This is a genomic window from Psychromonas sp. (genome assembly GCF_047632955.1).
Taxonomy (GTDB): domain Bacteria; phylum Pseudomonadota; class Gammaproteobacteria; order Enterobacterales; family Psychromonadaceae; genus Psychromonas.
Map to the genome: position 1 here is coordinate 23571 of NZ_JBLIED010000040.1, position 11784 is coordinate 35354.

11 protein-coding genes and 1 rRNA gene are annotated in these 11784 nt (G+C 39.4%); 3 read left to right on the plus strand and 9 right to left on the minus strand.

Features of this window, described 5'->3' with window-relative positions; genetic code table 11:
• Nucleotides 1–36 precede the first annotated feature (36 nt).
• The 3 genes from hflD to ACJAZP_RS16770 all read left to right on the plus strand — a co-directional run bounded on the left by hflD (nucleotide 37) and on the right by ACJAZP_RS16770 (nucleotide 3323).
• Entirely contained in the window at nucleotides 37–666 is a 630-nt protein-coding gene (gene hflD / locus ACJAZP_RS16760) for a high frequency lysogenization protein HflD (RefSeq protein WP_415231889.1), read from the plus strand.
• A gap of 54 nt (nucleotides 667–720) precedes the next feature.
• Complete coding sequence (purB, locus tag ACJAZP_RS16765; RefSeq protein ID WP_415231890.1) at nucleotides 721–2094, plus strand: adenylosuccinate lyase; 1374 nt, start codon at nucleotides 721–723, stop codon at nucleotides 2092–2094.
• 101 nt (nucleotides 2095–2195) lie between these two features.
• Nucleotides 2196–3323 (plus strand): JmjC domain-containing protein, encoded by a 1128-nt coding sequence (locus ACJAZP_RS16770; RefSeq protein WP_415231891.1) that lies wholly within the window; start codon nucleotides 2196–2198, stop codon nucleotides 3321–3323.
• 264 nt (nucleotides 3324–3587) lie between these two features.
• Here ACJAZP_RS16770 and ACJAZP_RS16775 read toward each other — a convergent pair whose 3' ends face one another.
• The 9 genes from ACJAZP_RS16775 to rrf all read right to left on the minus strand — a co-directional run bounded on the left by ACJAZP_RS16775 (nucleotide 3588) and on the right by rrf (nucleotide 11503).
• Nucleotides 3588–4019 (minus strand): universal stress protein, encoded by a 432-nt coding sequence (locus ACJAZP_RS16775; protein WP_415231892.1) that lies wholly within the window; start codon nucleotides 4017–4019, stop codon nucleotides 3588–3590.
• A gap of 332 nt (nucleotides 4020–4351) precedes the next feature.
• The gene (locus tag ACJAZP_RS16780; protein WP_415231893.1) at nucleotides 4352–4855 is read right to left on the minus strand and encodes a C40 family peptidase; all 504 of its coding nucleotides are present in this window, start codon (nucleotides 4853–4855) and stop codon (nucleotides 4352–4354) included.
• 33 nt (nucleotides 4856–4888) lie between these two features.
• A complete protein-coding gene (locus ACJAZP_RS16785; protein WP_415231894.1) occupies nucleotides 4889–5185 on the minus strand; it encodes a ferrochelatase in 297 nt (98 codons plus the stop codon).
• A gap of 124 nt (nucleotides 5186–5309) precedes the next feature.
• Entirely contained in the window at nucleotides 5310–5840 is a 531-nt protein-coding gene (hemH, locus tag ACJAZP_RS16790) for a ferrochelatase (RefSeq protein WP_415231895.1), read from the minus strand.
• 68 nt (nucleotides 5841–5908) lie between these two features.
• On the minus strand, nucleotides 5909–6553 hold the full coding sequence (adk, locus tag ACJAZP_RS16795; protein ID WP_415231896.1) for an adenylate kinase: 645 nt from the start codon (nucleotides 6551–6553) through the stop codon (nucleotides 5909–5911).
• Between the two features lie 215 nt (nucleotides 6554–6768).
• The gene (gene htpG, locus ACJAZP_RS16800; RefSeq protein WP_415231897.1) at nucleotides 6769–8673 is read right to left on the minus strand and encodes a molecular chaperone HtpG; all 1905 of its coding nucleotides are present in this window, start codon (nucleotides 8671–8673) and stop codon (nucleotides 6769–6771) included.
• A 323-nt stretch (nucleotides 8674–8996) separates the two neighbouring features.
• Complete coding sequence (locus tag ACJAZP_RS16805) at nucleotides 8997–9422, minus strand: universal stress protein (protein ID WP_415231898.1); 426 nt, start codon at nucleotides 9420–9422, stop codon at nucleotides 8997–8999.
• 276 nt (nucleotides 9423–9698) lie between these two features.
• Nucleotides 9699–10127, minus strand: coding sequence for a universal stress protein (locus tag ACJAZP_RS16810; protein ID WP_415231899.1), 429 nt, complete (start codon nucleotides 10125–10127; stop codon nucleotides 9699–9701).
• A gap of 1260 nt (nucleotides 10128–11387) precedes the next feature.
• A 5S ribosomal RNA gene (rrf, locus tag ACJAZP_RS16815) occupies nucleotides 11388–11503 on the minus strand.
• Nucleotides 11504–11784: the final 281 nt, after the last annotated feature.

Below are 11784 nucleotides of genomic sequence, written 5' to 3' on the forward strand. Positions count from 1 at the left end.
AAAAGAGCCTAACTAACATATTAATAGAGAAAATTTATGCCATTTAACAATATAGAGTCACGTTGTCTTGCTTTTGCAGCCATCTGCCAGGCAGCTTATCTTCTTGATAAAATAGCCACCAAAGGATTATGCCCCGATGCGGCTGCCTTTGATGCATCTTTACATTCAATTATGCGCGTTGAAAGTGACTCTCCGATAGATATTTTTGGTAGTTATGACGTACTTGAAGTTGGCTTTAAAAGCATGATTGAGCAATTGGATAACAGCAGTAGTAGCCGCAACATGCAGGTCACTAAATATATTATCGGAATGATAAGCCTTGAGAAAAAACTGAGCAATAACAGTGCAACGCTTAATCTGCTCAGTCAACGAATTAATCAGGTTCAGCGTCAACTTGCACATTTTGAGATTAATGACAGCAGTGTACTGAGTAACTTAGATTCTATTTATAAAGATCTGATCAGTACCTTAGGGCCCAAGATTCAAATCAATGGCAGCCCTTCCTGCCTGCAACAGGAACATACTCAGCATAAAATTCGTGCCCTGTTACTAGCCGGTGTACGTGCCGCCGTATTATGGCGTCAACTGGGCGGTAAACGTCGTCAGCTAATTTTTTCCCGTAAGGCTATGATCCACCAAACGAAACAAAATTTACACCGTGTTTGAACATATTTATAAAAATAGACCTTAACCTGTACTGCATAATATTAGGAGCAACAAATGGAACTTTCAGGACTAACAGCTGTATCACCAGTTGATGGCCGCTACGGTAGCAAAACTCAACTTTTACGCACTATTTTCAGTGAATTTGGTTTAATCAAATTCCGCGTACAAGTTGAAGTACGCTGGTTACAAAAACTGGCAGCAACAGCTGGTATCGCAGAAGTTCCCGCTTTCTCAGCTAACGCTGAAGCACACCTTAATGCTATCGTATCGGAATTCACTGAAGCCGATGCTGCCCGTATTAAAGCTATTGAAGCGACAACCAACCATGATGTTAAAGCGGTTGAGTACTTCTTAAAAGAGAAAGTAGCAAATGTTGCTGAATTGAATGCGGTTTCCGAATTCATCCACTTTGCCTGTACTTCTGAAGATATTAATAACCTCTCCCACGCATTAATGCTCACTACCGCTAAAAAAGACGTTATTCTTCCTTACTGCAATAAAATCATTGCTGCTATCGCCGATAGAGCACGTGAATATAAAGCAATGCCGATGATGTCTCGTACCCATGGTCAGCCAGCTTCCCCAACAACAATGGGTAAAGAAATGGCTAACGTTGTTGCACGCTTACGACGTCAAGTAAAACAAATTGAAGCAACAGAAATGTTAGGTAAAACAAACGGTGCAGTGGGTAACTACAACGCACATCTGAGTGCTTATCCAGAGCTAAACTGGCAGGAGTTTGCCGAGCAGTTTGTAACCAGCTTAGGGGTTACATTCAATCCTTATACTACGCAAATCGAACCACATGACTACATCGCCGAGCTATTTGATGCGATTGCACGTTTTAATACTATCCTTTTAGACTTTGACCGTGACGTATGGGGTTACATCTGCCTCGGCCACTTCAAACAAAAAACCATTGCCGGTGAAATTGGCTCTTCAACTATGCCGCATAAAGTTAATCCGATTGATTTTGAAAACTCAGAAGGTAACTTAGGGCTGGCAAACGCTATTTTTGATCATCTCGCCGCGAAACTGCCCGTTTCTCGCTGGCAGCGTGATTTGACCGATTCCACGGTATTACGTAACTTAGGTGTTGCAATCGGTTACTCTGTGATTGCCTATGAAGCAAGTCTAAAAGGGATCAGCAAGTTAGAAGCAAACGAAGCAAACATGCTAAAAGATCTGGATGCCAACTGGGAAGTCTTAGCAGAGCCAATCCAAACCGTGATGCGTCGCTACGGTATCGAAAAACCTTACGAAAAACTGAAAGAATTAACCCGTGGTAAACGCGTTGATGGTCCCGGTATGGCCAAGTTTATCGATACGCTGGATCTAACCGATGCCGTTAAAGCAGAGCTTAAGGCGATGACACCCGCTAATTATATCGGCCAGGCAATCAACTTAGTCGACAAATTAATAGACTAAAAGCAATTGTTTATCAATTTGCTCTTAATTAAGGCAGCCTGAGGTTGCCTTTTTTGTATAAGCATCATCACAGTAAGCTGCAAATTTTTTAGCGAGGTACTATGTTCGAACTTAATTTAGATATTAACGATTTTCTTGACACCTACTGGCAGAAAAAACCGACTGTTATCAAACAAGGTTTCATTGACTTTGAAGATCCGATCATGCCCGATGAAATTGCAGGATTGGCAATGGAAGAGGATCTTGAAAGTCGCCTTGTTTATCAGAAAGAGGGGCAATGGCAGGCAGAAAGCGGTCCATTCACAAGCTTTGAAAAATTGGAAAATGACGGTGCCACATTGTTGGTACAGGCAGTGGACCACTGGCATCCCGATGCACAGGAGTTAGTACGACCTTTCCGCTTTTTACCTAACTGGCGGATTGATGATCTGATGATCAGCTACTCTACGCCAAAGGGTGGAGTGGGCCCGCATATTGATAATTATGATGTATTTATTATCCAAGGTGTTGGCAAGCGCCATTGGCGTGTTGGTGATAAAACCGCATTAGCTCAATTTGCAGCCCATGGTGCGCTTAAACATTGTGCACCCTTTGATGCCATTATTGATGTCGAACTTGAAGCCGGTGATATCTTGTATATTCCCTGCGGTTATCCGCATGAAGGTTATGCGGTAGAAACATCAATCAATTACAGTGTTGGATTTCGTGCTCCGGATCAAAATGATCTGTTGAGCAGTTTTACCGATTACTGTATTGATACCAATGAATCACCCGAACGTTATAGCGATCGGGAAATGTTATTACGTGAAAAACCGGGGAAAATTGAAACTCAGGAGCTTAATGAATTACATCGCGTTATGTTAGCCAATTGTGCAACACCGGAAATGCTGATGCCCTGGTTCGGCCGCATGATAAGCGAAGCTAAGCATGATCTTGATATAGCGGAACCGGAACAACCTCATGCGCCACAATCTATATTAGAGCAGCTTGAAGAAGGAGCGCAATTTATAAGGTTAGGTGGATTACGCGCGGTCTATTTTGAACAAACCCCGGAATTGTTGTTTATTAATGGAGAGCAATTTGATTGTGAAGGTTTTACCCAGCTAGGGCATCATCTTTGCGACCAAGATGAGGTCGGCAGTGAATTATATGATCTGTTAATTGAAGATAAAAATGCGCTAAATTTATTTACGCATTTAGTCAATCTCGGTTACTGGTATGCGGTTTAATCATACTGAATTTTAAATAAATCATCTTCAATGAGCAGGACTCGCTCTGCTCATTGATATTAATTTTAAATCAATCATCTGCATCAACAATCCCTCACTTATCCACTTTGTACACAGCAATAAAATAAGTCTTAACCTCAGCAGAACGTAAAAAAACAACAGATTGTTATAACAAGTGGGCAGAATTATAAAATTAATCGCAAAGACTAAAACGTGCTGTTTTAAGCTGTGTAAATGAACAGGAAATTAATGAATTTGCTACTATCAGTCATTTAGATGAACGATCAGTAAATCTATAGGCGAGGTGTCCACTAGTTCACGCACGGACGAGACAATACGGCTCCAGAAATTATGATGGTGCCCACAAACCAAAAGGTCAACGTCCATTTTCCTCACAGTTTCTTCCAATTTATAACGCAATCCACCACTGACTACCAATGTATTAGAGATAGGGTAATCAGCCCTTTCAGCCAATGCCTGTAGCTGCCGTTGCAGTTCATCTTTGGATTTAGATAACACTTCATCAGAGCATCGATCATCCTTCCTTAAAATAGATGCATTATCAACACAACTAATATCCACATGAATAAATGAAACTTTAGCGCCCGTAGCTTTTGCTAATGATAACGCTTTATCAATTACTTCCTGGTTAATTTTAGTTAAATTAACGGTGACTAAAATATGCTCATAGTTCATCATTTTCTCCACGTTCAGCCTTTCTGTAATAAGATTAGCACCTCTGCTCATTTATTGATCACAATAGAGCTTAAAATACCCCTAAAAAACCTTGAATTATTAGCCGTCTTTATACAAAAAAGGGCTTTTGATTAAAAGTTTTATAGCGTTTTTTTTTGCCGTTGATCGATACGAGAGTGAGTATGATTAAATTTATGACAGCAGGTTGCTGATCTTGTGAACCTAAATCGAAAACGGTTTTTGAAGGCGACAAAGCGCAGGATAAAAATTTTTAATTAGAATATTAAGAAGTGAATGACAGACCGTCACAGACTGAGCCAGCACCGTTTTGGTCAATTGAGAATGCGCCGGGACTGCCAATATTTGGATCTCCAATAACTATTATTTAATGCGGATATCATCACCCCTTGACTGCTGGAAGCGTGTAAAAACTGACCTTTACCAATAAAAATACCAACATGATTTTCAGTTAAACTGGTTTTGAAAAACACCAGATCACCTACCTGTAATTTATTTTTATTGATGGGGTAACCTTGCCGGGATTGCCTTTCTGTAGTGCGTGGCAGCTTGATATTAAAACTGCTTAAATAGATTTTTTGGATCAAGGCTGAACAATCTATACCCTGTTTATTCGCTCCCCCATAGCGATAGGGAGTACCTTCCCAGATATCAAATTCGTTACCTAATAAAACACTGGGCAAATCTTCCTGCGGTGTTTTTTCAGGTTGAGTCTGTACATTCGGAGATTTACTGGCAACGGGGGCAGAACTCGAACATGCGCTGAGTATGAATAATAAAATAATAGAGCAGCAGCTCACCTTTAAGTTCTTGGTCATCAATGCAGTTCACCTTAATCTCGTTACTAAATTTTATTTGTTTTTTACTAAAGCTTCCATCAGTTGTATATGCTCATCGTTCGCATTCAGACAGGGAATATAATGGTACTGTTCACCGCCACTATCTAAAAAGAGTGCTTTATTTTCAATCGACAATTCTTCTAATGTTTCCAAACAATCACAACAAAAGGCAGGGCTAATAATATCCACTGACTTGGTAGCTGATTTTGCAACCTCAGGCAAAGAAATGTCTTGATAGGTTTTTAAGCACTCTTCCCGACCTACACGAGATTGATAACAGAGTGTATATTGCTGCTCAGTTAACCCCACAGCTACCACCGGTTCAACTGTCCGTAACGCATGTTTTGATAAAAATCACCTAAGCTCACATAACATTTGGGAATACCATAAAATGAAAAAATAAGCACTTCAGCTCGGCCTTTCTTTTGCTAATCTAAGAATATTTAATCGAATTGACTAAGGCTTTAATATACAGCGGATGGTCATGATAATCATGACTAAAATGAATAGCGGAAAAATTAAAAAGCTGTTTAATTGCTGCCCCTAATTGGTCAAAAATAGGCGCGGTGGTGGAAACAGAATACTGCGGGTACAAGGGTAAGATGGTTAAATGAGTAACAGCCTGTTGGGTAAATTTTTTTAATTGCCGATTAATGGACGGCTCACCATAGGGCATTGCATAATCCATTGCTATTTGCTCATTTTTTAAAACAGCAGCCAATTTTTTAGTTTGTTGTTCCGAGTGAAAACGCAAAGGTGAATCATTTTCAAACCCGATTTTTTGATAAAGTTTGGTAACACTAGGCATTCTAAGCGGCAAGATAACAAAGTTTAATAATGGCAACCAAAACCACACAACTCGTTTATCGAACAAAAAATCACCTAAGAATTGGCGAAAACTCTTTTTCGATGCAGAGGTTGGTGTTCCTAAATTAACTAACAACACGGCGTGTTTTTTATCCATCTTTACCTCTGCTTTTGGCGCGATAAAAAAGGGGCTGAATGCCCCTGATTTTTATTTACCAAATGCAATTAACCAAGAATAGCGGCTAATTCAGCACTGATAATATCAACAGTTTTAGTGCCATCAAATTTATGATATTCGCCATTACCCTGGTCAGCTTCATTTTTGTAATAAGCAACCAACGGTTCCGTTTGAGTATGGTAAATATCAAGACGTTTACGCACGGTTGACTCTTCATCATCGGGACGAATAGATAGGTCATCACCGGTCAGATCATCTTTATCCGCAACTTTTGGCGGGTTGTAAGCAATATGGTAAGTACGGCCAGAACCCGCATGGACACGACGTCCCGCCATACGTTTAACGATTTCACCGTCTGGCACATCAAATTCAAGTACAAAATCGACAACAACACCAGCCGCTTTCATTGCATCGGCCTGCGGGATAGTACGAGGGAATCCGTCAAGCAGAAAACCTTTAGCGCAGTCTTCAGCACTGATACGCTCCTTTACTAAACCAATAATTAATTCATCAGAAACAAGCTGCCCTGCGTCCATTAGCTCTTTTGCTTTTAAACCAAGTTCGGTACCTGCTTTAGCTGCTGCACGAAGCATATCACCCGTAGAGATTTGCGGGATGTCATATTTGTCCATCATAAATTGAGCCTGTGTACCTTTTCCAGCACCTGGAGCACCTAATAAGATAATGCGCATTTTACATCCTTTGTAATAAAATAAATTGAAACCGAAATTTACACTTTTTAGGTCAATTTCTCAAGTTGATATGTCCAAACTTGCTGAAAATGCGAATTGGGGAGGATCTTAAATCTGAGTTCAATATACAAAACAGGCTTATTTTTATTTTACCTTCGTTTAGATAAAAAAAAGACCAACATAAGTTGGCCTTTAAGAGAGGTTAATTGACTGGATTAAGCAAGCAACAGTTTGTTGATGCGGCCGACAAACTCAGACGGATCATCCAAACTACCCTTCTCAGATAAAATGGCTTGTTCAAGTAATAGTTCTGACCACTGGGCAAATAATTCTTCATCTGCCATATCCGCTAATTTAACGATCATCACATGTTCAGGATTCAGTTCAAAGACGGGTTTACTCTCGGGAACAGGTTGTCCCATTTGTGCCATCAATTTAGCCATTTGCGTACTCATATCGTCGTTATCCGCGACGATGCAGGAAGGCGTTGATGTTAAGCGATGCGTTAAACGTACATCTTTAACTTTATCACCTAAGACAGTTTTTACACGTTCAACAAAGCTGGCAAATTCAGTTTCTTGCTTCTCTTGTTCTTTTTTCTCTTCTTCACTGTCAAGCTTAGCTAAATCAAGATCGCCCTGGGTAACAGAAGTGAACGTTTTGCCGTCATACTCAGGTAGATGGCTTAATAACCACTCGTCGATACGATCTGAAAGTAATAAGACTTCGATACCTTTTTCACGTAACACTTCTAAATGAGGACTGTTTTTTGCTGCATTAAAGCTATCGGCAGTGATGTAGTAGATCTTATCTTGCCCTTCAACCATACGGCTTATGTATGCATCTAAAGAAACGGTTTGTTCCGTTGCATCGGTTTGAGTTGAAGAGAAACGGAATAGCTTGCCGATTTTTTCTTTGTTTGACGAATCTTCAGCAGGACCTTCTTTTAATACCTGACCAAACTCTTTCCAAAACAGGTTATATGCAGCTTCATCTTTTTTAGCAAGCTTGGTAAGCATATCAAGAACACGTTTTGTACATCCGCTGCGTAACTTAGCAGTAACACGAGTATCTTGTAAGATTTCACGAGAAACGTTTAATGGTAGATCATTTGAGTCAAGCACACCTTTTACAAAACGTAAATAAGTTGGCATGAACTGCTCTGCATCATCCATAATAAAGACACGTTGGACATATAATTTCAGACCATGCGCTTTTTCACGGTTCCAAAGATCATAGGGAGCACGTTTAGGAATATAGAGTAGGCTTGTATAAGCCTGTTCGCCTTCAACTTTGTTATGGCTCCATGTTAGTGGATCTTCAAAGTCATTAGCAATATGTTTGTAGAACTCTTGATATTCTTCATCTTTAAGTTCGCTCTTAGAACAACTCCAAAGTGCTGTTGCTTTATTGACGGCTTCCCAAGTCGCTTCCGTTGCAGGGACTTTTTCGTCGTCAGCACCTTCAGACTCTGCCGTTGCTTCCTTGAACATTTCAACAGGAATGCTGATGTGATCAGAATATTTAGAAACAATACCACGTAACTTGTAGTCATTTAAAAATTCAGCTTCTTCATCTCGAAGATGCAGAATAATTTCAGTACCACGTTGAGCTTTGTCTATATCTGCAACGGTGTAATCTGACTCACCACTAGAAACCCAGCAGGTACCTTGAGAGGCAGCCTCACCAGCTTTACGGGTATTAACAGTGACTTTATCTGCAACAATAAATGCAGAATAAAAACCAACACCAAACTGACCTATCAGTTGCGAATCTTTAACTTGATCGCCGGAAAGTTGCTCAAAGAAATCACTGGTGCCTGATTTTGCAATGGTACCCAGATGTTCGATAACTTCATCGCGGCTCATACCGATACCATTATCGCTAACCGTAATAGTTTTAAGATCTGCATCAAAGCTCAAACGAACACGTAAGTCACCGTCATTTTCAAATAAAGAACCGTCGGAAAGTGCTTTAAAACGTAACTTGTCGGCAGCATCTGCTGCATTAGAGACAAGTTCACGTAGGAATATTTCTTTATTAGAATATAAAGAATGAATCATTAATTTAAGAAGTTTGCCGGTATCCGCGCTAAAAGTATGATTTTGTTGATGTTCCATAATATCTATTTCTCTCAGATTTAGCCTAAACAAGACTTTGGTATAAACGATGAAAATAAAATGGGGTCATAGGATAAAATTTCAAGGTCAACAGGATATTATTTACAAAATAAACTGAGTGATGAGTGTGTGAGGGTAGGATGTCAATCTGAGTAATTTGTTGATTTTTTTTAGCTCTAAAGCAACCCATAGGCGGCTCAACGTGAAATCGCGCATTCAAAACAGATCAAAAAATTAATCCGATGAGTATAAAAATCAATATTAATCAGGCAGATAATATTCACAGCTTCCTATAAACAAAAGATGGTAAATTTAACTCCAAACTACAATTGGATAATTAACAAATCTATCCATGATGAGTTTGCCAACTTCCGTACCGAAGAGAGTAAACGACTCCAAAAGTCGTGATGATGACCGCAAACCAATAAGTCAGCACCAATATCTTTAACCGTTTCCTGTAGATTTTTATTTAGATCGCCGGTTGCAAATAAAGTATTAGCGATCGGATAATCAATATGTTCTGCTAATATTTGTAACTCTTTTTCTAATGAAATACTTCTTTTGCTAACGGGTTCTAATTTACTAAACTCTGAATAACTTAACCCGGTAAAATTATCTGCATAATCTACATCAACATAAATAAGTGATATTTTAGCATTACTATCTTTAGCCAGTGAAACAGCCTTAGCAATGATAAATTCGCTTGAGCTTGATAAATGAACAGCGACTAATATATGTTTATATCCCATAACCTTTCCCTTAATGCAGCATATACGTATCTGATAACAGTAAATTTTAAATAAACTTCCGTTCATAGCCCCATTCAATTTCAGTGCCGGACGCGTAGATGCAGGAATAGTGACTTCCATTTAAATTCCCGCAACAACGAAATGAAACTGCACGGGGCCAGTTTTACTGCGTTTGAGACTTCACTAAATGAACTCACAATAGCGTAATAATTGATGTTAATAGCAATACTGACCACATATTTAATTATTTTCACCCTTAGTATCAAGCCTTACCGCTTAGCTATCGAGATAAACAATTAATAAATCAGTAACCGTCGAATTTACCAGTTTACGTGTTGCTGATAATAACCGACTCCAAAAATCATGGTGATGTCCACAGATCAATAGATCAGCACCTATTTGTTCAACTGCCGCATTTACCTTGCGATTAAAATCCCCCAGCACAACAATAGCATTTTCAACCGGATAGTCAGCTTGATCAGCTAAGGCCTGCAAGTCTTGTTTTAATGCCTTTTCTCTCTCTTCAATAGAAGGTAGTGTAGCAATTTCTAAATTTGCGATGCCTATATTAGAGACATTATCAACATCAACGAAAATAAGTGAAAGTTTAGCGTTTGTATCTTTAGCTAACGAGACCGCTCTGCTGAGCACCTTCTCACTGGATTTAGATAAATCAACCGCAACTAATATATGTTTATAGCTCATGCTGTCCTCACAATTAACTCTATTAATTAACAAATAAAATCATCGTTTAATCTAACGGCTTGAATATCAAAAATAATTTATTTTGATATCGAAAGTAAAGACCCCTATCTTAAATAGGATTAATACCTAAAGCAGTTATAATCGTTTTTAAACAGGTTCAATATAAGATTAGCACTAGCACAAAAATTTTCATGTATTCTATAATGATTTAATGATTTAATGATTTAATGATTTAATGATTTAATGATTTTTCTTAATTTTAACCCTGTTTCTGCTATTTTAAAATATGCCATGCATCACTGCCTATGCGCATAGAATATGTTTTATAAAAAGAGATGCTTGATCATGGAATCATGGAATCATGGAATCATGACAAGTTGAGCTTGACGCGTTCGTAATACTCAGCTGCCGCTGAACAGCGGGGGCCACAGAGCTTATACCAAACGCATTAATAAAGTGATCTGATTTACTATTTAAAATTGGTCATAAATTTAATGGCTGTCTCTCTTGAGCACCAACTAGCACCAACCATGACAACAAACGCATAGCTAGTAGGGTGCATTCTATGCACCGATTTTCACTGCCCACGGTGCATAGAATGCACCCTACCGATAACACCATAGCAAATGCATTTATAAAGTAATCAGATTTACTATTCAAAATCATACCGACGGCTTTGCGAGCTTAAATTTTTCCTTTGAAGCAATTGATCATAAATTTAATGCTTTTGGTATCACCCGCTCGTGAACCATCGCTGCAGCGATACTCGCCCTGCTGCATGCTTTTTTATAATTCCCATGTTCGAATAGTCATCGCATCAAGCGCTTAAACAAAAAAATCCCTGCTGATGTTAGTCAACAGGGATTTTTCTGGATTTAATTGTCTAGCTTGTGCGAGGTTCGGGTGATTAGTTTGTGCAAGAAGCTGGCGATGGAACAGGACTCGCGGAGCTCATCCGCTCATGATACTTTGCTGTCGACTATCACATGATATGAAACCAACTTCGTTGGTACTCTTAACCTTTCCCCATCTAAGAGTCATCACCACAAGTGCTTAAACGAAAAAATCCCTGCTGACGTTAGTCAACAGGGATTTATCGTTTATTAGGCGCTTGGCGATGGAACAGGGTTCGCAGAGCTCACCCGCTCGTGACACTTGCCTGCCGGCAAACTCGCCCTACTCGAGAGTAGGTCATTCACAAAATCAGCAGAATTAAAAAAACCCCACCAGGACTAACCAGTGGGGCTATTTTAATTAGGCGCTTGGCGATGACCTACTCTCACATGGGGAGACCCCACACTACCATCGGCGCAATTGCGTTTCACTTCTGAGTTCGGAATGGGATCAGGTGGTACCACAATGCTATGGTCGCCAAGCATAAAAAGTTAATTAGGAAAGCCTCGTTCCCATGCGCAGCAAAGGAATGCATAGTCACTTAATTTGTTCTTCGCAAAAATCTTTGTAAAATATGTTTCGCAAGCATATCTTTATTTATCTTGGTTACACACTAACCCACTTTGAGTTTTCAAGGAGAAGATTAATAATCTTCTCTGATACTCTTCGCTTATTTGGTCAGTCCAACACCTTTTAGGAGTTGTATGGTTAAGCCTCACGGGTAATTAGTACAAGTTAGCTCAATACATTACTGCACTTACAC

Bases quoted from the DNA above. Each gene is read 5' to 3' on its own strand.
- adk (WP_415231896.1), bottom strand. From the start codon at position 6,553: ATGCGCATTATCTTATTAGGTGCTCCAGGTGCTGGAAAAGGTACACAG.
- ACJAZP_RS16775 (WP_415231892.1), bottom strand. From the start codon at position 4,019: ATGAACTATGAGCATATTTTAGTCACCGTTAATTTAACTAAAATTAAC.
- ACJAZP_RS16780 (WP_415231893.1), bottom strand. From the start codon at position 4,855: ATGACCAAGAACTTAAAGGTGAGCTGCTGCTCTATTATTTTATTATTC.
- purB (WP_415231890.1), top strand. From the start codon at position 721: ATGGAACTTTCAGGACTAACAGCTGTATCACCAGTTGATGGCCGCTAC.
- hemH (WP_415231895.1), bottom strand. From the start codon at position 5,840: ATGGATAAAAAACACGCCGTGTTGTTAGTTAATTTAGGAACACCAACC.
- ACJAZP_RS16810 (WP_415231899.1), bottom strand. From the start codon at position 10,127: ATGAGCTATAAACATATATTAGTTGCGGTTGATTTATCTAAATCCAGT.
- ACJAZP_RS16770 (WP_415231891.1), top strand. From the start codon at position 2,196: ATGTTCGAACTTAATTTAGATATTAACGATTTTCTTGACACCTACTGG.
- hflD (WP_415231889.1), top strand. From the start codon at position 37: ATGCCATTTAACAATATAGAGTCACGTTGTCTTGCTTTTGCAGCCATC.
- htpG (WP_415231897.1), bottom strand. From the start codon at position 8,673: ATGGAACATCAACAAAATCATACTTTTAGCGCGGATACCGGCAAACTT.
- ACJAZP_RS16805 (WP_415231898.1), bottom strand. From the start codon at position 9,422: ATGGGATATAAACATATATTAGTCGCTGTTCATTTATCAAGCTCAAGC.